Origin of the sequence: Mycoplasma enhydrae, from assembly GCF_025779955.1 — a bacterium.
Taxonomy (GTDB): domain Bacteria; phylum Bacillota_I; class Bacilli_A; order Mycoplasmatales; family Metamycoplasmataceae; genus Metamycoplasma; species Metamycoplasma enhydrae.
The window spans coordinates 37,879-60,576 of sequence record NZ_JAOXHI010000002.1; the positions used below are offsets into that span (position 1 = coordinate 37,879).

Sequence of the window (22,698 nt, forward strand, 5' to 3'; positions counted from 1 at the left end):
CATTATTCCGATTTTTTAATCATGTTTCTTTTGATTGTTCCAATATATGGTAATTGGCGCATTTTTTCTTCTCAATCAAAGCCAAAGCCTACAACAAAGTCATCTTTATTAACTAAAAACCCAAAATTGTCTGGCTCAAATTTAACTATTCTACCGCTAGGTTTATTTAATAGCGATAAAACTTTTAAACTCTTAGGATTTCTGGATTTTAGAATTGATACTACTTTTGTCATCGTTCTAGCTGTGTCAATTATATCTTCAACAATTAAAACATCTCTATCTTCGATATTATTAACTAAATCTAAAATTATTTTGACATTTCCAGAAGATTTATCGGTTCCTTCATATGAACTTGTAATCATAAAATCACTAACAAAATCAATATCAATGCTTTTAATTAGTTGAGCATAAAAAGGAAGACAACCTTTTAATAATCCGACAATTATTAAGTTATTGGAATGCTTGTATTCTTCATTAACTCATTGGCTTAATTCATGTATCTTATTTTCTAATTCTTCTTTGGAAAATAAAACTTTTTCAATTCGGTTATCTATTTTTTGGTTTTGCATTTATTTTCCTCTTCATCAATTATTTGAACTACTCTATTATAAACTTCTTCTTCGTTTAAATCGTTGGTGTCTAATATTTTGAAATTTAAATTGTAAGTTTCTGCCAACTCTTTAAAAAGCTTAAAATAATTTTCATGTAAATTTTTAAAGTAGTTGTAATTTAAATCTCAGTTTTCAATTTCACTTTTTCTTCCTCTTTCAAAAATTCTTTTTTTGAATGTGTCAAAATTTATATCCAAAAAGATTACTAGATCAGGTAATTCTTTTTTTGTTATAAGTTTAGAAAATAAAGCATCATATGCTTCTAAATATTTAGGTTCTTTTTCTTTTAATATCAGTTTAGCAAATATATAGTGTTCAATTGAAAAACGATCTAAAAATAAGTGTCTATTGCGATCTGGTTTTTTAAGTAATTCTTTATATATTTCGTCAAATTTTGCGCTATGGTTTTCGATTATAAAGCTTTGAAAACCTATTGTTAAATTAGGTTTCTTTTCATAAAGTCATTTTAAAAAAGTATTAAAAACTTCATCATTTTCATCAAACTCATGCAAGATTAATGAGTTTGGGTATGAATCATTTAATTTTTTAGATAGCGAACTTTTGCCGGCAGCTATCATGCCGCTTATGCCAATTATCATATTACTCCTTCTTAATTTAAAATTTATTTAAATTATTTTACTAAACTTTAAGTTATAAAGTACTATTTTTGTACAAAAAAACAACTAAAATAATTTAATTAATTTTTGGCAAAATTTCTTTTAAAATCATAAAAAGTAATAAAATAATTTGCCATCATAAATAGCAAATTTTTTAAAACTGTTTTTTGTAGTTTCTTAAGATATTTTCATATAGATTCTTGTTATTTTGAATGTCATATGACTTAATTAAATTTAGTATTAGTCCAATAATAGTCATTGGGCCAACTCCCCCAGGTACAGGACTTAAATATGAAATAGGTGTTTTAATATTATTAATATCAACATCGCCAACAATATCATTATTTATTCGATGAATTCCGACATCTACTAAAATTACATTGTTTTTTAAATTAATGTCTTTTAAACAATTTCTAGTGCCTGTTGCAACTATAACTATATCATTATTAGTCATATTGTTTTTTGGTGTATTTTTATCATATCTATTAACAATTAATCCTAATTGCTCAAAGTAATTAGCTAAAGGCCTGCCTACTATTTTGCTTTGACCAACTATTCCTATAGTTTTATTTTTAAATTCAATATTATATTCTTTTAATAAAAGTAATATGCCTAAGTCTGTAGCAGGAAGAAATGATTCAATTTGAGAGATGTAATTAGATGATTGATTTGCATCATTTAAACCATCTATGTCTTTAATTTGAGGAATTTTATTAAGTATTTCATCAACATCAATTTTATTTGATGCGTCCATAGGTAATTGGACTATAAAACCTGTTGTTATTTCATTAAGTTTTTGAATAGCTTCAATAATTTCGACTTGAGTTGAACGTTTAGATAATTTTATAAACTCTGTGCTTATACCTAGTTCATGTGCTGCTTTTAGTTTATGCTTAATATAAATATTAGATTCTTCCAAATCACCAACTTGTAGAATGCCCAAAATTGGCATATTATTTAATGCCAATTTTTTAAGTTCATCTCTAATCCTATTTTTTAGCTTTTCAGAAGTCTTTTTTCCATCTAAAATCTTATACATTTAAATTATGCTTTTCTAAATGCACCTTTTCTGCTTTGTACATTGGTGCCTGTTGTATCTTTTAGTGATCTAGCATAATCTATTGCTTCTTTTTGAGTTTTAAAAATTCTAATTGCTTTCTTACCTTTTGGGTTTTTTACTGCTCAACCATCGGGGTGGTTAACTATTAATCTGACTGCCACAAATTGCCTCCATTATTACTAATTTGAAACTTATTAAATAAATTATAAGTTAATTGTCCGTTTTTCTTAGAAAATAAGATTGTTTTTTAAAAAAACAATTATATAAAGATTTAATCTGACCTTATTCAATGATTAATTAACGAATTAAAAAATTATTTGGTCCTTATTTCGGTTTGCTAAAAATAAAAATATTGGCACTTTCTAAGTACCAATTTGGCGATTTATCATTTGGTGGAGATGCGGGGAATCGAACCCCGGTCCACACACTCTAGTGAATTTGATTCTACAGTTTAGTTTATTTTTGATTAACTTGCTACTTTAAAATAAACAAAAATCATAACAAGTTTTAGTTTGCGTTGTCATTTAGCTATAAACTAAAAAGTCACTAAATCAAAGCCCTCTAACAAACATTCCTCAACCGGGCTAATCAAGGGTTTGACCAATTACAAATTAAGCGTAAACTGGGTTTGAGTGATTCATCATAACATTTGTCATCATGAATTCTTCTTGTTTTTTGTTTTCTAAGTTTGCATTTAAAAAGCCTAGAAAGTATTATGGTCTACAAAACCACTGCTACAAAAGCATTCGAGTGCCTGTCGAAGCCATTACACCCCCGTTTGTATTAATATAATGTCTTCAAATTTCTTTTCAAGTCTTCTTGTTTAATTTTTTCACGTTTGTCATATTTCCTTAACTTTTTAGCTAAGGCTATTTCAATCTTTATATTGTTATTAATTCAATACAAAGAAATCGGAATAATTATCAACGATAAACGATCACAAGTGTTTTTCATTCTTAAAATTTCATTTTTGTGCATTAAAAGTTTTCGAGAACGGTCTAAATCACCTTTTACTAACATATACTGAGATATGTGAGCATTATTTAGCCAAAGTTCATTTTTAGTACTAATTGAACAAAAAGCGTTATCCAATTTTACGTTTTTTGCTCTTAAACTCTTAACCTCTCATCCTAGTAATGAAATGCCGGCTTCATATGTGCTGTGAATTTCATAATCAGATTTGGCAAATTTATTTTTAACTATTAACTTTGACATAAGTTAAATTATAAGATATAAAAAAAGAAATACTAACACAATTGAGCGTTAATATTACCTTTTTCACGTTCGATGCTTACAATTTTAATTCTGCGATTATCACCGACTTTAAAATTTAAATGTTGGCCCTTAGCTTCAAAATTAGATACTTTTAGTACATAATCATTTAAGTCTTCAAATCTAATTAAAACACTAGTTTGATATTCATTAATATTAAAGAATATACCAAATTTCTCAATCGAAACTAAAGTTGCAATAAATTCTTTATTAATTAAATTATTAAAGAATTCGGCTTTTCTTATATCTACAATATCTCTTTCAATAGTCATAGCTATTTTTTCAGATTCTGAATTTAACGCTGCTATGCTTGAAATTTTAGATTTAAGCTCACTAAAATCATTAATGTTAAATTGAGCTTTAGTTTTATTAAGTAAATATTTCTTAATTATACGGTGTAATAACAAATCGGGATATCTTCTTATTGGCGAGGTAAAATGAGAATAATGTTCAGAAGCCAATCCAAAATGTCCTATGTTATCAGAAGAATAAATTGCCTTTTGCATTGTTCTTAAAAAGGCATTTTTCATATATTCACTAGAGGTATTATTTGATATTTCATTTACCATTTTAGCAAAACTTAATGGCTCACCATCATAAGGAACTTTTATATGTTTTAAACCCGAAAAATTGATTAATTCTTGTAATTCAAGTAATTTCTCTGAAGATGGTTTATCATGAATTCTATAAATTGAAGGAATTTTGTTTTCTGTCATCATGGAAGCCACTGTTTCATTTGCTCTAACCATGAAATCTTCAATCATATTTTCACTTTCGCCTTCTTCGCGAATGATAATGTCTTTTACAAAGCCATTTTCCATTACAATTTTTGGTTCTTTAATATCAAAATTCACATATCCTTCAGCAATTTTATTTTTTCTAATAAGTTTAGATATATCCCTAGCTATGTTTAGCATACTTTCAATTTCAGGTTTCAATGATATTTTTTTATCATAAAATTCATTAACTTCCTTGTAATTAAGTCGATAATCTGAATTAATAACACTTTCATACAATTCTTGTTTAACATTTTGACCTATAGGATTTATTTCTAATTCCAAAGTAATGGTATTTCTATCTACATTAGGATTTAGTGAACAAATACCATTTGATAGTTCAGTTGGCAACATCGGAATAACTTTGTCTGGTAGATAAATACTTGTTCCTCTTTTTAGCGCTTCTTTATCAATTGCACTATCTTCAGGAACATAATACGAAACATCAGCGATGTGAATAAATAGTTTTGTATTACCATTTGGTAATTTAAAACAAGAAATTGCATCATCAAAATCTTTTGTATCAAGACCATCAATAGTAACTGTTAATATATTTCTTAAATCACGTCTATTGCTAATCTCTGTCGCACTAACTTCTTTAGGCAATTCAAATGCTTCAACTAGAGTTTCTTGGTTAAATGAAGTGTCAATTTCATTTTCGGCTAATATTTTTTTAAATGGATATTCAAAATCACTTTTTGTTGTTAATATATCTTCATACTTAGCTATTACTGCTTTATCATTTGGTTCTAAAACTTTTAATTTAATAATTTGATCTTCAGTTATATTCTTAGGAATTTGCATTCAATTTAAAATTTCCACTCTAGCTGAGGATTTTTCATTCGAAGCTACAAAATTATATTTAGAATATTCATTCTTTATTCAAGAACCAGTAATTGTTTTAATTTTGTGTTCTATTAATTTAACAATTTTAGCTCGATATAATTCTTGATTTTCTTCATTATAATATGCAAAAATTTGTGCTATCACTAAATCACCATCTAATATATTTTTGATTTGAAATGGAAACAATATTGCTGATTTAAGTTCATTATTTCTTTGGTCTTCAAAATCAATAAAACCTAGGCGTTTATTAGTAATCGAAATTCTTGTTTCTAATTCACTAAGAAAATAAAGAGGGAAGTATTTATCTTCTTTATTTATATCAATTTTATTTTCTTGAACAAGAATTTTTAGAAGTGTTGATAGCTCATAATTTTGTGAATGATGTATTTGTAATTTTTTGGCAATTTGTAAAAAATTTAGACCTGATTTGTGATTTTGAATAAACTTCAAAACGCTTTCAGAGTCTAAACTTTTTCTTTTATTATTTTGAAATTTCATTTGTTAGCCTCTTTGTATAAGCACTCTTAATACAATTGCAAATACAAATAACAACACTCCCAAAGAAATCATAGATCATTTTAAAACCTTTTTAATTCCACGTTCTTTTGATACTTTAAATAAATCAAGGTCATTGCTTCCAACTAAGGCACCACTAAAACTATTTGAATCTGGAGCCATCATAAATGAAATACCCACAATTGCTAAAGAAATAAATATTGTTATAGATACTAATACTCATAAACCGGCACTACTCATTTTTATCTCCTTGTTTTTTAATTTCTAATCCGTATTCAAATAATTGTTCTTTAGTTACTTCTGAAGGTGCTGAAGTTAATAAATCTACACCTTTTGCATTTTTTGGAAACGCAATAACATCTCGAATTGAAGAAGATTTTGTTAATATCATTAAAACTCTTTCAATTCCAAATGCTATGCCACAATGTGGAGGAAGACCATATTCAAATGATTTTAGGAAAAATCCAAATCTTGAATTTTGCTCCTTTTCTGACATATTTAGTATATCAAACATTTTTCTTTGTGTTTTTAAATCATAAATTCTAATTGAGCCAGATCCTAATTCAAAGCCATTTAAAACAAGGTCATAAGATTTAGCCTTAACTTTTGAGTATTCTTTTGAATCTAGATATTTAAGTGTATTTTCTTCAAATTGTGTAAATGGGTGGTGTGCTGGTGCATAAGTTTGGTTTTCTTTATCATATTCAAACATAGGTCAATTTACAATTCAAATAAAATTTAATTTATTAGGATCGGCCAAATTATAAATTTCATTTAATAATGTTCTAATTGCACCTAATGATTTTAAAGCATCTTCTTCATCATCAGAAGCTGATACAAGACCAAATTTTGAAGTTTTTGATTTACAAATACTTGATAGATGATTACTAAAATCACATTTAGGAAAACTTAAGTCTAAAATTTCAAAGAAATCTCCATTATTTTTCTTAAATGTTTCATTAATTATTTTGATGTGTTCAGTTACATCACGATCAAATATAATTGCTTTAACATATTTCTTTTTGAACTTTGAACTAAATTCAGCTGAATAATCTTCAATTAAATATTCATAACGCGTATCTGGCTTGTCATTTCCATAGTGTTTCATTGCATAATCAAAATCCATGCGAGGAAAGTTGTTTTCAATTTTATAACCTAATTCATTTAAAACATATACTCACATATCTTCACATATTTTGAATATATCTTCTTGATTAGCAAAAGACATCTCAATATCCAATTGTGTAAATTCGGGCTGTCTATCTTTTCTTAGATCTTCATCTCTAAAAACTCTAGCTAATTGAAAGTATTTTTCAAGTCCTCCTGCCATTAATAATTGTTTAAATAATTGAGGCGATTGTGGTAGGGCAAAAAACTTACCTTTTCGTCTTGTTGGAACTAAATAATCTCTTGCTCCTTCAGGTGTTGATTTAGCTAGAATTGGTGTTTCAACTTCAATAAAATTTTCTTTATCAAAAAAGTTTCTAATTAATAATAAAAGTTTATGTCTTAGTTTCAAATTATGTAGAACTTTAGCATTTCTGATATCTAAAAATCTATATTCCAGTCGCAAGTCCTCATTAGCTGAATTGTCACGGTTGTCATTAATATCAAAAGGAATTTGTTTTGAAGAATTTAAAATTTCATATTCTTCAACTAAGATTTCAATTTCTCCTGACTCTAATTCTCTATTAGCTTCAAGTCTTTTTTGAACCAAACCTTTAATTTTTATACAACTTTCTTTGGTTAATAAAGGATCGACTATATTTTGAAAAACCAATTGTACAATTCCACTTGAATCTCTCAAATCAATAAACATTTGGCCTTTAAATTTTCTTTTATTAGCAATTCAGCCAAATAATTCAACTTCTTGACCAATATTATTAATATTTAGTTTAGAACAATAATTTTGCTTCATTATAATACTTCCTTTATTTTTTGTTTAAAGCTTTCTAAACCAGTATATTCAAATTCAAGTTCTTTATTCTTAGATTTTAGTTTTATGTAATTAGGTTTTGAATTCAATTCCTTAAATAATAATATCTTAGGATTGTGCTTAAAATTAAGCTTAAAAAGTTGTTTTATATTTATTTTAAAATTCTGAAATTCAACACTAAATTCTTTACGCAAGTCATAGACTATTTTAATAATTTCATCTTTTTCATCTTCATTCAAATAACCAGCTAAAATTTCTAGATTATCTTTTAAATTATCGTATTTGTCCAAATTATAATTAATGATTTCAACAAGTCTATCAACGCCAAAAGCAAAACCTATTGAACCAATATCAGGTCCTCCAAATGACTTAATCATGCCATCATATCTTCCACCACCAAGGATGGTCGACTTTGATCCTAAAGCTTTTGAAGTTGATACAAATTCAAATACTATATCAGTATAATAATCTAATCCTCTAACTAGATAAGGATTTTCAACATATTTAATTTGGTTTTTATCTAATAATTGCAACAGTTGTTTATAATCATCTTTTTCTTTTTGACTTAAAAAATCCACTAGTTTTGGAGCATTTTTTACAAAATCTTTTTCAATTTCATCTTTATCGTCTAAAATTCTCAAAACATTTTTTTCAAGTCTGATTTGTGATGTTTCACTTAATTGTGATTTATATTCCAAAAAATATTTTTTCAAACTATTAACGTAGTTATTTCTAGTTTCAAAATTACCTAAATTGTTGATTTCTAGTACAAAGTCTTCAACTTTTATTTCTTGTAAGAAATCATATGCCAATTTTATAATCTCAAAATTACTCAAAACACTTTTAGGTTCAATTAATTCAATTCCACCTTGAATAAATTGTCTATATCTACCTTTTTGAGGTCTTTCATATCTAAACATGGGACCAAAATAGTATAATTTTGCATTTTCTAAATTATTAATTTTGTTTTCGATATAAGCTCTAATGACTGCAGCTGTTCCTTCTGGTCTCAAAGCAATAGTACGATTTCCATTATCTTTAAAAACGTACATTTCTTTAGTTACAATATCGCTTGTTTCACCTGTAGCTCTAACAAACAAATTATAATCTTCAATAATCGGAGTTTCAAGATGCTTATAGTTATATCTTCATGAAACTTTTTCAAAAGATTTATGAATGAAATCGATAATTTTTGCTTCATTATTGTAAATATCTTTTGTACCTTTTAGCCTACTAAACATCTTTTACCTCCATAATTTAATTTAATATTTTTATATTTATATTGAAAAATCATTTATACCAATAAATGTTTGTTCTTGAATTTTTTCTGTATTTCAAAAATCATTTTGAATTCTTTTTAGCTTATTAGCATATTTTAAATTGGTTAATGATTCTCATATTTTTGGCATTATGAATAAATTTAAATATCACAATGCAATGAAACCTACACCAATTGCCATGATTGCACTAAATGATATTGTTACCAACAAGAATGGTGCAGAAATCATGAAGCCGATTGCTATTAACATATTAATTCTTTGAATTGGTAATGTATCTGTTAATAATACCTTAAAAATAGTATGAACTTGTTCTGGTGTGTATATGTAATTTTTTGTATTTAAATCCTTTTTAGTTTCCGCTTTAATTCTAGATGCATTAATTGCAGAATCAAAAATATTAATAAATGAAATTAATACTAGTGAATCATAAGCCTGAACATTCATTTTGGTTCTAAATATTGCAAATGAAGCAAGTAAAATGCCAATTAGTAAAATTTGTTTAATAAAGAATATAAATGCTGCTTGAAATGAATATCTAAATGATAAATAAATAATACTACTTATTGTAATAAGCACTAGTAATAAAGTGTTTCAACCAATTGCATATCCTATGTTAGTTGCTCCTAAAACATTTGCACTTCTAACTAGTTCAACATCGGTGTAACCTTTAGAATTAAAGTAACCAACTAAATTAGTATCCATAAAATCATTTAAATTAACTTTAGAATTAACAATAATTTCATTAAAACCTTTTTCACTATTTAAGGTTAATTTAACTAATGCTTCAGGGTGGTTTGAAGTTATATAACTGTTTAAATCAAGTAATATTTTTTGATGTGTTTCTAAGTTAGATTCATTTTTAAGATTAATACCAATTGAATATATGTGATTATTGTAAATTTCTGAATTAACATTTAAACCAGCAAAACCGTGATTTTCTTTAATAGCAAAAGAACCATATACAATTATTCCCACAACTAAAAATACAATTACAGGAATAATAAAATATTTAGCTTTAAATAAAACTTCAATTTTTGCTAAGAGTTTGCACTTAGGAACTTTTTTAGTTAAAAGTCAATTCGTTTTTTTATCAAAAGATTCAGTTTGTATCAAAGCTCTTAAAACAATGGTGTTTAAACCTATTAATATTAAACCTATTAATAATACACCTATTCCAACTAGTGCACCTATGGTTGAAGAATGGTTTACATTTAGATAATAAGTAATTATTGCACCAAGACCCATAATTGCAACTACATCTAAACCAGAGATAAAAGTTTTTTTGGTAGCTCTATTAATTGCTTTGTTAGGATTTGCGCCTTCTAACATTTCTTTACTAAAGATTTGAAGTTTTTTAGCAATGATGTTAAATGCCACAAACATGATTAACATAATTGAAATAACAACTAATGAGTTTATTGCTAATCCAAAGGCAGTAATTATTGATAAGAATACAAATAATAGAAATGCCATGGCAATTGATGAAATAGCACCCATCATTCTATGTTTAATTATTAGATATAGTGCTAATGTGGTATATAAAATAACTATTGCTAAGACAAATGAATCAAATTTATAAACTGGTTTTAGTTCATAATAAGAAAATTGTTTAGTCAATGTAAACGGTGTATATGAAAAGTTAATTAAAGAAGCTAATTGACTATTGGAATATCCATTTGGACTATTATTAATTAAATAAAACACTGAGTCTCTTTTTTGCGAAGAAATTAAAGAGATTGGTGAAGTTGCTGATATTAAATATTTTTGTGCAGTTATTGAATTTTTTAAAATAGGATCAATCGAGCTAATAACATTACCTTTTTTATCCTTTTTTTCTTCAACATCAGGATTGTTATTTACATAAGCATATTTAACAGGATTTTTTCCTGCTTTTTCTCAACCTTCTTTGTCATTGGTTTGAGCATTATGTATGAATTCATCAATATTTAATCAAAAATAAATTTTGTTTTGTGAAAGAGTTGGACCACCTTGACCTTGTTGAAAACTTTTTAGTCAATAATCAAAAGCTAATCTTGTAAATTGATCTCAAGCATAATCATTTAATTTAATTTGGATTCTGTCTGCATAACCTTGCGGAATTTTTGATATTGCAGGATTTGCATCTAAATCCATGTTGAAGTTTTGAGCACCTTCAGCAATTAATTCATCTAGTCCATGACTTGTAGCACCTTGGCCTTGATATTGACCTTTATAAAATAGGGGTTGACCTTTATGGTCTGTTATTGTTAAATATGGTTTTTTAGTAAGTGAAGAAATTAATTCTTGTTGCAGTTTATCATTTGTAGCTAATAAACTCTTCACTTCTAATAAATCACTAGATAACAAACCAACATCAAAGTTTGATGTTAGCTTATCATTTTTTTCTTGTAGATAATTTTTAACTATATTTGCTATTTGACTTGGTTGTAATTTTTCCTTTGGACTAACTAAATTTTTATCCTCATCGATTCTAAGGGTTACTTTTGAGCCCACAATCTGGTTATTTACAATATTACTTTTTTTAATATTTGGCCCTAAATAAAATATTGAACCAAAAATTAAAGAAATAAGCATAGCAAAAATTATAAAAATACTAAAAGCTCATTTTAAAGCTGGACTAATTCTTATTTTTTTATTCATGGTTAAAATTATATTAAAATTTTTGAATTTAAATAGCAATATATTTAAAAATATATAATCGCTAGTTTTTAGAAACTTTTTTTATCTTCAAGACCATTTAAATAATTTAAACCTGCTTCAGTTATTTTTCTTCCTCTAGGACTTTTTTCGATAATTTTTTTTACTAACAAAGAGGGTTCTAATTCATTAACAATTGTCATTCTATCATCTTTAATTATTGAACTTAAAGCGTCTAATGAAGCACTTTTTTTATTAAAAACTTTTTTTAAAGCATTTAAATACTCAATTTGAGGAACATTTAGACCTCCCGGATAAACTTCAAGATAATTAAATGTTTGATTAACAATATTTTCATTAATTTCAACAGCATTATTAAAAATCGCAAAATCATGCACTCTTTTTAATAAATTATTAGCTATTCTAGGTGTAAATCTGCAATTTTTAGCTATTAGACATATTGCTTCTGAATTGATAGCAATATCATTTCTTTTTGCTGAATTTTTAATAATTTTTTTAATATCATCAATTGTATATGATTGTAGTTTACCAATATAACCAAATCTATCCTTTAGTGGATTTGAAATTAAATTATATTTAGTGGTCGCTCCTATTAATGAAAACCTTTTTAAATTCAGGCGCATTATTTTAGTATCACCTTCAACACCAATAGGTAAATCAATTACATAATCTTCGATTGCTGAATACAACAATTCTTCAACGTTTTTGTTAATGCCATGAATTTCATCAATAAATAAAATGTCATTTTCTTGTAATGATGAAAATATTGTTAGTATATCGCTTCTTTTTTGAATTAATGGCCCTTGTACATAAACAATTTTAGCTTTGGTTTCATTAGCAATTATTTGAGCTAAAGTCGTTTTGCCCAATCCTGGAGGTCCATAAAACAAAATATGATCAATTGCTTTGTTTTGAACCATTGAAGAATTTATCATTATTTTTAAAGTTGATGTAATTTTATTTTGACCAATAAAATCTTCAAAGCTCTTAACTCTATACTCTTGCTTCATTTTGTTTTTGGCTAATAATTTTTATAGCATTTTCAACTGATTCTTCAATGTCAGAACTTAATTCCATATTATCTAAAGCCAATTTAATTTGACTACTCTTAAAACCTAACATTTTCATTGTTTCTTCAAATTCTTTTAAATGAGAATTTTGCTTAGTTTTATTGTTAAATTTAGCCAAATCTTCTTCTGGCATTTTAGCAATAAATTTAATGTATTTATCTTTGAAAGTTAAGATGATTGCATTAGCAATTCGATTAGAAACATATGGTATTTGAGTTAATGCTTCTCTATTTTCATTAGCAACATAATGAATAACATTTTCTCAACCTACATTTAATATTGAAATAGCTGTTTTAGGTCCTAAACCTTGTAAACTAATTAAATCTTCAAAAACCACCATTTCTTTAAAACTCTCAAAGCCATATGTAACTTTTGAATATTCATTAACTATTTGAGAAATAAATATTTTTTTATTTTCTCCACTCTTAAATCTTTCAATTTTTGGTGTATAAATTAATTCTCCTGTTCCATTGTGGTCTAAAATAAGGTAATTTGTATTAACGTGTACGATTTTTCCATATAAATAAATTGTCATTTTCTCTTCCTCCAAAATTAACTATAAGACAACAAAAAATATCGTGATTAAGAAAATGAAAAACTGATGAAATTATTGAGAAAAAATAAAAATTGGTAAAATTAAAATATGAAAAATATATTAGTAAACATTGAAATTCCTATGAATTCTAGTATTAAATATGAATATGATAGAAAAACAGGAAAAATTAAAGTAGATAGAATATTAAGAGGGGGTTTTAAATACCCTGCTAACTATGGATATTTATCAGAAGCATTAGATTGAGATGGTGATGAATTAGACGTCTTGGTTTATTCACCTGAACAATTTATGCCTGGAACATTAGTAGAAGCGAGAATAATAGGTGCAATGAAAATGATTGATTCTGGAGAAACTGATACCAAATTAATTGCTGTTCATGCTGATGATTATCGTTTAGAACATATTAAAAGTCTTGATGATATTGACAAAATGTGATTAAAATCAATTGAAATATTCTTTAAAAATTATAAGTTCTTTAAAGGCCCTAATATTACTGATGTTACAGGATTTGAAGGTATCGAGTGAGCCCTTAAAGAATACAATGAATGTGTTGAACTCATGAATAAATATGGTTCATTAGACAAAGAAGAATTTATTAAAAAAATGAAAAAATTGCACCCAGATAAATATCTATAGATAATAGTGGCCTTTTTTAAGGCTGCTTTTTTTAGCAATTTTTTAATTTTAATGAAACACTAACTAATTGTTTATATATTAATATATAAACTACTTTCAAAGTCTCATAAAATCTTTTTTGTCTAGAAATATTCATAAAATGAAAAAGAGGAAAAAAATATGGCTAGTAGAAAGTATAAAGAATTAATATCTCTAAGACCTTTTGTTAGCTCGGTCTTACAAGGATGTCTTGGTAATAGACCTAAAAACTTAACGGATCAGCAAATTAAAGCTAAAGACTTAAGAAATAACAACAGTGAATTAGAAAAAGAATTTTCAATAAAAATGTCAAACTTTAAAGACCTAAAAAAGCAAAAAGAGATTATTGATAAAAACTATAAAACACTATTATTAAATGCAATCAACAATTTACAATCTATCGATAAATCAATTTTATTAACTATTATATTTAAAAGAAATTTAAGTAATATTTCTTGAAAAACTTTTAATATTTCAAAATCAACTTTTTATAGAAAAATTAAATTCATTGAAAAAATCCTCAAGTGGTGTTTTTTTGAATAAATAACATCTAAAACTGAATTAAATAATCAAATATTTACATTGTCATGTAAATAGTTTTGATTTTGTTTTACAAATAAAAATGTCTTATTAATTAATGGGACTTTAAATTATTTTATTTATATATAAATAACGATTTTTTTAGTGCTTTAAAAACATATTTTAATCCTCTTTCTGGTGTACTTTTATTAGGTCATAAAGACTGTTAGGAGGTAAAATGTTTTTATACAATGATATTCAACAAGTTTCAAAAATTGATAATAAAAAATTTGAAACATATAAGGAAGATGTAGCAATTAAAATTGAGCCTATATATTTTAGGCGTAAAATAGTTGACAATAGTAAACTTGGTTCTTCAAGTGTGGATATAAACATTTTAAGAGAACTGCAAAGCAATAGGTGAGTTTTTCATGTAAGAATGCCTAAGCATCTTTATCACTTACCAAAAACAAAAAGGGTTTTATTGAATGATAAAAAAATTAAAGTTGAAAAATTAGAAGATGATGGTGGACTTACTAGATTTCAATTTGATAAATATGAAAATGGAACAAATATTGATTTTAGTGATTTAAAAAGTTTAGAATTTCAATTTTATAGTCATTGGCAAAGAGAAAGAATTTGACATTTCGCATTTAAAATATTATTTGATATTAAGACAGAAAAGAAAAATTTTACATATTTAAATGTAAGAGATAAAAATATAGGTTTGAATTTTATGGAATCTATTAATTTAAATGTTAGAAGATCTTCGGTTTCCACTTCAAATCCTTTAAGAAATAATACAGCTTATATTAACAGATTAAATTATCGTCTAAAATTTAATACTTTAAAACAAAATGAACCATTACATAAGGTATTTGAACAAGAAATTGAATTAAGTAGTCCAAATAAATACTTCAAGCCAGATAGACGTTATTTTTTTGAATTTGCAGATACACTAAACATTAAAGATTCATTAAGTACTAAACAGTATAAACTTTATAGTTCATTTACTAGAATTAATAAATATAAACAAAAGATTGAATATTACATTAATAACCCTATTATTTGAAATAAAGAAAAGAAAGAGTTTATAACAGCAAATAATTCTGATATGTATGGTTATCATCTACCATTAGTACATGAAGGTGCATTCAAAATGGATTTCTTAGTTAAACAAAATTTAATTGATGATTTTAAATACATAGAATATCAAGATTCTTTTACTAAAAGATTATTTAATTCTAGAGATGCTTTAATTAAGTTACATGTCAATAATATAAATTTAACTACCGAACAAGAAGATTTATATTATGACGACTGAAAAGTAAAAAACTTATAAAAAATGCCCTATTTTGCATAACAAATAGTGCTATTTTTTAGGTCCTTTTGGAATTGAATTTCTTTTGTGTGCAGTTTTTAGATGTATATTCCTAATTTTTAAAGCTTTTTGTTTTGAAACTAGTGTCTCATTTGTGAGATATTTTTCAAATTCTTCATAACTAAAACCTAATTCTTCTTCATCTGATTTAGTGTTAACTAAATTAGCACTAGGTTGTTTTTTGATTATTTCACCTGGAACACTTAACAAATGAGCCATTTTGTAAATATCACTCTTTAATAAATTAGCAAAAGGCAATAAATCGCAGCCTCCATCACCTCATTTTGTAAAATAACCCAAATAGTATTCATCATAATTATCAGTTCCTAAAACCAAAGAGTTATTTTCTTGTGCTTTGGCATACAAAACACTCATAAATAATCTAGATTTTAAGTTCGCTTTAACATAATCATTTTTTACTTCTATTTTCTTTGAGAGTAATTCAAATTCTTCTTTTAAATTAATAAATTGAATGTCCTTAACTATGTTATTTAATTCAAAAACATGTTTCCTTGTTTCATTATCAACATCAGTTTCTAAATAGTATAAAAATGCTTTCGAACCCAATATTCTTTTAGCAATGATAGAAAGTGCAGCGCTATCTACACCACCTGAAACGCCTATAACAACACCAATGCTATTTGCTTCTTTTAGTTTTTTGATTATTCACTTTTGAATTTTTACAATTAATTTATTGTAAAAAGATTTTTCTTCATCATTTAGTTTTATATTTGACCACTTATGCATACTTATAATTTTATATTTTTATTAAATGAATAAATAATATTTATTTTATTTATAATTTTTTATAATTTAAAAATTAAAAACTTTAAAGAGAGGAATTACAACATGATTAATGTAAATGATTTAAAATCTGGTGTTACTTTTAAACTAGAGGGTAATATTTATGTGGTTTTAGAAGCACAACATTCTAAACAAGGAAGAGGACAAGCTAACGTTAAAGTTAAAGCTAAAGATTTAAGAACAGGTTCAACTACTATTAAATCTTTTACTGGTGGAGATAAAGTTGAAAAAGCAATGATTGATAAAATAGCTATGGACTATTTATATAATTCAGGAGAGGCTATTGTTTTAATGGACCAGGAAACTTTTGAACAAACTGAAGTTCCTTTGGCAAGTATTGAATGAGAACTTAACTTTTTAAAAGAAGGTATGAAAGTTGTTGTTAGAAAATATGAAGCAGAAGTGTTAGATATCGAATTACCTGCTAATGTTTCATTATTGGTTACAGAAGCTCCAGATGCAGTTAGGGGTAACACAGCTCAAGCAGCCCAAAAGAAAGTCACTGTAGAAACAGGATATGTACTAGAAACACCTTTATTTATTAAAGAAGGTGAAATGATTTCAATATCAACAGAAACAGGAAAATACGTAGGAAGAGCTTAATATGAGTGATTGTATATTAGTTAATACAAAAATGAATTTTGACTTTAAGGTTGAAATTAAAACAATTAAAAAAACAATTGAGCAAGTGTTTGAAAGTAGAAATAATATTATATTAACATCTGCTCCTCAAATTGTTGTTAATGCTTCAAAAAATAATGTTGAAATTTTTATAAATTACAAATTAAAAAAAGATAATGTTCTTTCGTTTCAAACAAAACAATTAATATTTATGATTGAACAAAGAATATATTCGCTAATTAATGTTAAACCAACAAACATTAACTTAGTTTTTGAAGGTGTTCAAAATGTTTAGAACTAAAAAAATAAATGAAATAGCCATAGACAATATTAAAATTAATGCTCTGGCTCAAATTGCTAATGCAAAAGTTGGAAATATTCCTATTAATATAAGTGCTGCCAAGATTTTTCATACTTTATTTGCTTTTCATTACAAATTTGATTTTGAAAATCCTCAATGAATAAATAGAGATAGATTTGTTTTAAGTGATGCAAATGCTATTTCTACATATTATTCAGTTTTATATTTATTGGGTTTAATTACCAAAGAAGAATTACAAAATATAAATAAGCCTTCTTGTAAATTAGCTCATCACTTAAAAAAGAATAATGCTTTGGGAATCGAAGTTTCTTCAGGTTGTGCAGGTCAAGGTATTGCCGAAGCAGTAGGTTTTGCAATTGCAGAAGCTAATTTATCAGCTAGTTTTAAAGAAATATCTCACTATACATATGTATTTGTATCAAGTAAGGATTTAGAAACAGGTTTAGCTTATGAAGCACTTGAATTAGCTGGTAATCTTAATTTAAATAAACTAATTGTTTTATATGATTCAAATTCATTATTAAGTGATTCGGAAGAAAACAAAAAAAGTAATGTTGATATTAGAAAAAAATATGAAGCATTAGGTTTTAAATTTCATCGAATTAAAGGAGCTAATTATAAATCAATTTCAAGCGCTATTGGTGATGCTAAAAAATCTAAGAAACCTAATTTTATTGAAATTAAAACAACTTTGGGAGAACTGAATTTAAATATTCTTGAAAACTTCTCAGTTAAAAACAAAATTTTAAGTTTTGAAGAAATTGATGAATTTAAAGAAACATTAAACTTTAAGAAAAATGATTTTTTTGATGTTTATTCAGAAGTTGTTTCTTCGTATGCTAAAGTTAAAAAAAGAAATAACAATATTTTTAAAAAATGAACTCCCTCAGATCAGTTACTTAATTTTTTAAATGAAGAGCTTAAAGAAAATATAAATGACAATTTTCTTTCAAGTGGTTGTGACATCGATACAAACTTGTTTACAATAATGAATAATATCTTTGATAAGTATAAAAATACATTTGCCTTATCTTCAACTCTAAAAACTCTTTTTAAAATAAAATCTTCAAATGGTGTTTTTGCTAATAATAATCAAGAAGGAAGAAGTTTATTATATGGACCTAAAAGAATGGCAGCAGCTTTAATTGCAAACGCAATTAGGTTGCATTCTAATTTCAAGCCATTTATTATAAATAACCTTCTTCAAGCTGATTTATTTATTAGTGGAATTAGAAAAGCTGTTGATGACAATCTAAAAATTTTATATTTACTAGATAATGATATAAATAGTGCTAAGAGTTCAAAAGTTTCATATCAACCTGAAGAACAAATTAGTATTCTAAATTCAATCGAAAGACTAACAATATTATATCCATCTAATTTATATGAACTATTAGGTGCCATTGAATATTATTTAAATAAAGCCAGCGGGCCAGTCGTGATTATTAGTAATTTTGCAAGTAGTTGAATTTGTGAAAACACTTCAAAACAAAGCTTTATTTCAGGTGCATATTATGTACTAAAAAATAATTCAGAATTTACATTATTAGCTAAGGGTTCAGATATGAAATTAGCTCATAAAATTGCTGAAAAAAATAATCTAAATTTAATTTCTATTTCTAATGAAGAAAATTTAGATAAACTTTCATATAATAAAAAATTCGCCATTACTTTTAGCAAAGATATTGGCGAAGGTTGAATGAAATACGCTAGATTTAATTTAAATATTAATAATTCAAATAACAAATTAAAATCTGATTTTAATTTAGTTGATAAAACTATTAAAAGTATAATAAGCAAAAAAAATTAGGGTTGCCTAATTTTTTTAGTCTCTTTTTTAAACTGTTCTATTTCACTAGATTTAATTTCTCTAAATTCGCCAATTTTAAGGTTTGTATCATCTAAAATACCATATCTTTTACGATGTAATTTTTTTACATAATTATTTACCAATAAAAATAGATTTTTAACATGATGATTTCTACCTTCATTTAATTTAATTGAATAAACTAAATCCTTGATTTTTGTAACTTTCTGTTTTGAAAAAACACCATTTAGTTTTACAAAATTTGAATTTAAATAATTTAATTCTTTGTCAGATAAGGGCTTTTCAAGTGTAACAATGTATTCACGTTCAATTTCTGAAGAAGGATGAGCTAATATATTAGCAAAATCACCATCATTAGTTATTATTATAACTCCTGTTGTATTGTAATCTAGGCGTCCTATAGAATAGCAATATTTATTTATATTAATTCATTCATAAATTGTTTTTCTGCCTTGAGGATCTTTAAGTGTGCAAATAGTGTTTTGTGGTTTATTAAGCAAAATATAAAATTTCGAAGTTTTATTACTGATTACTTTATTATCAATTCTAATTTCATCATCTAAGCTAACTCTTTGGCCTATAGAAGCTAGAGCACCATTAACTAACACTCTCGATTCTATAATAAGTTTTTCAGCCTCTCTTCTTGAACAATAACCATAATCTGAAATTATTTTTTGAACTTTTAGTTTTTCTTCCATAATTCTAAATTCCTAATAACTAAATTTTATAGATAATTTAGCGTTTTTTAGTTTTATTTTATACAAAAAAAATGCTACTGAACTAAAACTTTTAAAAAACTAATATTTATATATAAATATTGTCCTCAAATTAGTACCATTAAAATTCATTTCTCTTATTTTTTATATTAAATAAGAATTGGGAGGAAAAATGAATGAACAAAAAATAATGATTTTAAAAAACATGTGCTTGCAAAGAAAAAAAGATTTTATTGCCAAATACTGTTTAATTGATAGACTTAAGAACTGTAAATTTTTATTTAAGGAAAACAATAAACATAAATCAAAATTAGATTACTTTATTGATTCTCTTGATGAGGATTATAGAAAAATTTTTTATGAAAACTTTATTCACAAAGAACCTAACCCATATTGATATCTAGATAATTGATCTAAAAATTCATATTACAAGAAACTAAATTATTTAGTTAACCTATTTATTGATTATGTACATTTCACTTAATCAAAATTACAATGAAAACAAGAAATCTGAAGTTATTAAAAATTGAGGAGAAGAGTTTATAATAACTTCAAAAAGAAAAAATTATTTAGACAATTGACTCACCGTTAATGAAGTAACCAATTTAAAAATTCGCCGCATTATTAAGGATGATAATTTTATTATCACATTCGAACACATTAATAATCTTAGTGAAATTCAAAGAATTAAAATTGATGCTTTTTTAAATAATGCTAGCATTGAACTAAAACCAGCTTTTAATGAAAAAACTGGAAAAATAGAACTCACTTATAATAATGCTAACGCTAGCAAAAAAATGGATTTTGAAGATATAAATAATATGAATTTTGAAATACATTACTTGGTTAATGGTCGATGATATCAAACAAAAAGATTTACTTATTGAATTAAAGCCAATAAAAAGCCTAATGAAATTGTAACCAATGAAAAAGCTGTCGTTAGATTTTTAAATGAAATCGAAATAAATACATTGCCAGATCGCATTAATAGTCATGTTGTATATCATGACATCAACACTAAATATGTAAACATTGAATTTAGTCCTAAAAAATTGATTCAGGGTAAACATAATGATGAAATTTTTGATATCAAAATTTATAAAACAAATACCAGTGATAATTCAATAGAAGAACTAAATAATTCAGATATATATGATTTCAAAGTTGCACCATTAGTTTTGATTGATAATGAAAAAGCTAAATATGAAACAAAACTACACGTTAAGGATTTTGGCAAAATGACAGTAATGATTGATTCATATTCTCGTTATGATAAATACACAAATTCAGTCATTATTCAAAACAATAGCTCAAAAGCAAGGCAAGGGATATTAATACCACTTAATTTAAAGGGTGATTTTGGCTATACATTAAGCTTTGATATTGGTAAAAATCTTAAAAACTTTAAATTAGTATATATTCAAAACATCATAAAGCCATTTTTTGGTCTTAATGAAGGACTAATAAAAATGAACACTAAATCCATTAAGGGATGATTGACAGATGAAAAATGACACACAATTAAATATAAAAATTTCTCAAACATTATAAAATCGGCCAATAGTTTAGAAGAAATAGAAAGAATGGGTAATAAATAATGAAGGAAAGAACTAAAAAAATACTCATATGATCAAGTGTTGGTGTAATTTTATCAGCTTCAATTGCAGCTACTTCAGCTTTTGCAATTATGCAACAAAAAGCCAATAAAAAAACACTTGATAAGAAATCAAATGAATCTAAAGATATCAATAAATCTCAAAATGAAAAAAATGAATTAGAAGAAAATGACAAAGATACTAATAATAACGAAGAAGAAAATAATGAATTAAACGCTAAAGATGTAGATTGAAAAAAAATATTTCCACAAATACAAAGTAGTGATTATTATGATAAACTAAATTACCGCAATGGACAAGCATGAATCGATGAAGATATGATTGTTTATATAATTAAAGATGTTCTTAACAGAATGCTTGTTAGTGACGGTGTTGTAAAATATGCTTATAAACAATTAGATGACCAAAATTTATTAATTACATTCAAATGAAATAATCAAAAAGAAAAAAGTGTAGTGACTTATAAGATTAATACAAATAAGTTATAATATATTCTATGAATTCAAAAGATATATTATTTAAAGAAATTAAAAAATACACCAAAAATAATTTTGATTTAAACACAAATATCAAGGAACTAGGAATTGATAGTTTAGACTTGGTAATTTTAATTTCTGATCTAGAAACAAAGCTAAAAATAGAAATTAGCGATGAAGAATTAATTAAACTAAAAACTCTAGATGATATCGTTAAGATAATTGACCAAAAACAAAATAATGAAAAAAAATAAGGTAAAATACTTAACGTATCATTGTACGGGTATAGTTCAATGGTAGAACAACGGGCTTCAACCCCGTGTGTTGTGAGTTCGAGTCTTGCTACCCGTGCCATATCATTTTGATCATAAAGAACAGTATTTCTGTTCTTTATTTTTATTGCAATAATTAAGCAAAATAAAAAACTTAGGCTAGCTAAGTTTGGTATTTGTAAAATAAATGGTGCCGTCAACTGGAATTGAACCAGCGACCCCTTCCTTACCATGGAAGTGCTCTGCCCCTGAGCTATGACGGCATGTTTAATATTATATTAAAAATTACAT

The 22,698-nt window shown here is 25.6% G+C and carries 24 protein-coding genes, 2 tRNA genes and 1 other RNA gene; 11 read left to right on the forward strand and 16 right to left on the reverse strand.

What is annotated here, in order from left to right; all coding sequences use genetic code 4:
* Positions 1-2 precede the first annotated feature (2 nt).
* The 13 genes from hpt to ruvA all read right to left on the reverse strand — a co-directional run bounded on the left by hpt (position 3) and on the right by ruvA (position 13,177).
* Complete coding sequence (hpt, locus tag OF364_RS00790; RefSeq protein ID WP_205851286.1) at positions 3-569, reverse strand: hypoxanthine phosphoribosyltransferase; 567 nt, start codon at positions 567-569, stop codon at positions 3-5.
* Positions 551-1,210 carry a deoxynucleoside kinase gene (locus OF364_RS00795; protein ID WP_263773944.1) on the reverse strand — a complete coding sequence of 220 codons (660 nt, stop codon included), beginning with the start codon at positions 1,208-1,210 and terminating at the stop codon, positions 551-553. Before OF364_RS00795 ends, hpt begins: the two co-directional genes overlap by 19 nt.
* A 172-nt stretch (positions 1,211-1,382) precedes the next feature.
* Positions 1,383-2,267: a bifunctional 5,10-methylenetetrahydrofolate dehydrogenase/5,10-methenyltetrahydrofolate cyclohydrolase gene (locus OF364_RS00800; RefSeq protein ID WP_263752531.1), complete on the reverse strand. Its 885-nt coding sequence runs from the start codon at positions 2,265-2,267 to the stop codon at positions 1,383-1,385.
* 5 nt (positions 2,268-2,272) lie between these two features.
* On the reverse strand, positions 2,273-2,449 hold the full coding sequence (locus OF364_RS00805) for a DUF2188 domain-containing protein (protein WP_205851289.1): 177 nt from the start codon (positions 2,447-2,449) through the stop codon (positions 2,273-2,275).
* Between the two features lie 229 nt (positions 2,450-2,678).
* Positions 2,679-3,064, reverse strand: a transfer-messenger RNA (tmRNA) gene (gene ssrA, locus OF364_RS00810).
* Between the two features lie 7 nt (positions 3,065-3,071).
* Positions 3,072-3,503, reverse strand: coding sequence for an SsrA-binding protein SmpB (smpB, locus tag OF364_RS00815; protein WP_205851290.1), 432 nt, complete (start codon positions 3,501-3,503; stop codon positions 3,072-3,074).
* Between the two features lie 32 nt (positions 3,504-3,535).
* Complete coding sequence (gene rnr / locus OF364_RS00820; protein ID WP_263773946.1) at positions 3,536-5,680, reverse strand: ribonuclease R; 2,145 nt, start codon at positions 5,678-5,680, stop codon at positions 3,536-3,538.
* Positions 5,681-5,683: 3 nt separating this feature from the next.
* A complete protein-coding gene (gene secG, locus OF364_RS00825; RefSeq protein ID WP_205851292.1) occupies positions 5,684-5,938 on the reverse strand; it encodes a preprotein translocase subunit SecG in 255 nt (84 codons plus the stop codon).
* Positions 5,931-7,616 carry an aspartate--tRNA ligase gene (aspS, locus tag OF364_RS00830; protein WP_263773947.1) on the reverse strand — a complete coding sequence of 562 codons (1,686 nt, stop codon included), beginning with the start codon at positions 7,614-7,616 and terminating at the stop codon, positions 5,931-5,933. Before aspS ends, secG begins: the two co-directional genes overlap by 8 nt.
* Positions 7,616-8,875, reverse strand: a complete 1,260-nt coding sequence (gene hisS, locus OF364_RS00835; RefSeq protein ID WP_205851294.1) for a histidine--tRNA ligase — start codon at positions 8,873-8,875, stop codon at positions 7,616-7,618. The genes aspS and hisS overlap by 1 nt, the downstream gene beginning before the upstream one ends.
* A gap of 36 nt (positions 8,876-8,911) precedes the next feature.
* Positions 8,912-11,554 (reverse strand): protein translocase subunit SecDF, encoded by a 2,643-nt coding sequence (gene secDF / locus OF364_RS00840; protein ID WP_205851295.1) that lies wholly within the window; start codon positions 11,552-11,554, stop codon positions 8,912-8,914.
* A 68-nt stretch (positions 11,555-11,622) separates the two neighbouring features.
* Positions 11,623-12,582 carry a Holliday junction branch migration DNA helicase RuvB gene (gene ruvB, locus OF364_RS00845; RefSeq protein ID WP_263773948.1) on the reverse strand — a complete coding sequence of 320 codons (960 nt, stop codon included), beginning with the start codon at positions 12,580-12,582 and terminating at the stop codon, positions 11,623-11,625.
* Positions 12,566-13,177, reverse strand: coding sequence for a Holliday junction branch migration protein RuvA (gene ruvA, locus OF364_RS00850; protein ID WP_263773949.1), 612 nt, complete (start codon positions 13,175-13,177; stop codon positions 12,566-12,568). Before ruvA ends, ruvB begins: the two co-directional genes overlap by 17 nt.
* Before the next feature lie 108 nt (positions 13,178-13,285).
* Between ruvA and OF364_RS00855 the strand changes: the two genes are divergently transcribed.
* The 3 genes from OF364_RS00855 (at position 13,286) to OF364_RS00865 (ending at position 15,713) form a co-directional block, all read left to right on the forward strand.
* Positions 13,286-13,834 carry an inorganic diphosphatase gene (locus OF364_RS00855; protein ID WP_263752519.1) on the forward strand — a complete coding sequence of 183 codons (549 nt, stop codon included), beginning with the start codon at positions 13,286-13,288 and terminating at the stop codon, positions 13,832-13,834.
* Positions 13,835-13,993: 159 nt separating this feature from the next.
* The gene (locus tag OF364_RS00860; protein ID WP_205851299.1) at positions 13,994-14,395 is read left to right on the forward strand and encodes a hypothetical protein; all 402 of its coding nucleotides are present in this window, start codon (positions 13,994-13,996) and stop codon (positions 14,393-14,395) included.
* Positions 14,396-14,609: 214 nt separating this feature from the next.
* On the forward strand, positions 14,610-15,713 hold the full coding sequence (locus OF364_RS00865; protein ID WP_205851300.1) for an MHO_1580 family protein: 1,104 nt from the start codon (positions 14,610-14,612) through the stop codon (positions 15,711-15,713).
* A 30-nt stretch (positions 15,714-15,743) separates the two neighbouring features.
* Here OF364_RS00865 and nadE read toward each other — a convergent pair whose 3' ends face one another.
* Positions 15,744-16,499, reverse strand: coding sequence for an NAD(+) synthase (gene nadE, locus OF364_RS00870; RefSeq protein ID WP_205851301.1), 756 nt, complete (start codon positions 16,497-16,499; stop codon positions 15,744-15,746).
* Between the two features lie 102 nt (positions 16,500-16,601).
* Between nadE and efp the strand changes: the two genes are divergently transcribed.
* The 3 genes from efp to OF364_RS00885 are packed head-to-tail and all read left to right on the forward strand — an operon-like array spanning position 16,602 to position 19,309.
* Positions 16,602-17,159, forward strand: a complete 558-nt coding sequence (efp, locus tag OF364_RS00875) for an elongation factor P (protein WP_205851302.1) — start codon at positions 16,602-16,604, stop codon at positions 17,157-17,159.
* Position 17,160: 1 nt separating this feature from the next.
* Positions 17,161-17,472, forward strand: coding sequence for an MMB_0454 family protein (locus OF364_RS00880; protein WP_205851303.1), 312 nt, complete (start codon positions 17,161-17,163; stop codon positions 17,470-17,472).
* Positions 17,465-19,309 (forward strand): transketolase family protein, encoded by a 1,845-nt coding sequence (locus OF364_RS00885; protein ID WP_263773950.1) that lies wholly within the window; start codon positions 17,465-17,467, stop codon positions 19,307-19,309. Before OF364_RS00880 ends, OF364_RS00885 begins: the two co-directional genes overlap by 8 nt.
* Here OF364_RS00885 and OF364_RS00890 read toward each other — a convergent pair.
* Positions 19,306-20,025, reverse strand: coding sequence for a pseudouridine synthase (locus OF364_RS00890; RefSeq protein WP_205851305.1), 720 nt, complete (start codon positions 20,023-20,025; stop codon positions 19,306-19,308). The two genes, OF364_RS00885 and OF364_RS00890, sit on opposite strands and share 4 nt — an antisense overlap.
* A gap of 190 nt (positions 20,026-20,215) precedes the next feature.
* Here OF364_RS00890 and OF364_RS00895 point away from each other — a divergent pair, with 190 nt between their 5' ends.
* The 5 genes from OF364_RS00895 (at position 20,216) to OF364_RS00915 (ending at position 22,489) form a co-directional block, all read left to right on the forward strand.
* A complete protein-coding gene (locus tag OF364_RS00895) occupies positions 20,216-20,527 on the forward strand; it encodes a hypothetical protein (RefSeq protein ID WP_263773951.1) in 312 nt (103 codons plus the stop codon).
* Entirely contained in the window at positions 20,511-21,641 is a 1,131-nt protein-coding gene (locus OF364_RS00900; protein WP_263773952.1) for an MHO_1580 family protein, read from the forward strand. The genes OF364_RS00895 and OF364_RS00900 overlap by 17 nt, the downstream gene beginning before the upstream one ends.
* Positions 21,641-22,147 carry an MHO_1590 family protein gene (locus OF364_RS00905; protein WP_263773953.1) on the forward strand — a complete coding sequence of 169 codons (507 nt, stop codon included), beginning with the start codon at positions 21,641-21,643 and terminating at the stop codon, positions 22,145-22,147. The genes OF364_RS00900 and OF364_RS00905 overlap by 1 nt, the downstream gene beginning before the upstream one ends.
* An 8-nt stretch (positions 22,148-22,155) precedes the next feature.
* Positions 22,156-22,389, forward strand: a complete 234-nt coding sequence (locus OF364_RS00910) for an acyl carrier protein (RefSeq protein WP_205851309.1) — start codon at positions 22,156-22,158, stop codon at positions 22,387-22,389.
* Between the two features lie 25 nt (positions 22,390-22,414).
* Positions 22,415-22,489 (forward strand) — tRNA-Trp (locus tag OF364_RS00915).
* A gap of 106 nt (positions 22,490-22,595) precedes the next feature.
* Here OF364_RS00915 and OF364_RS00920 read toward each other — a convergent pair.
* Positions 22,596-22,670: transfer RNA gene (locus tag OF364_RS00920), tRNA-Thr, on the reverse strand.
* Positions 22,671-22,698: the final 28 nt, after the last annotated feature.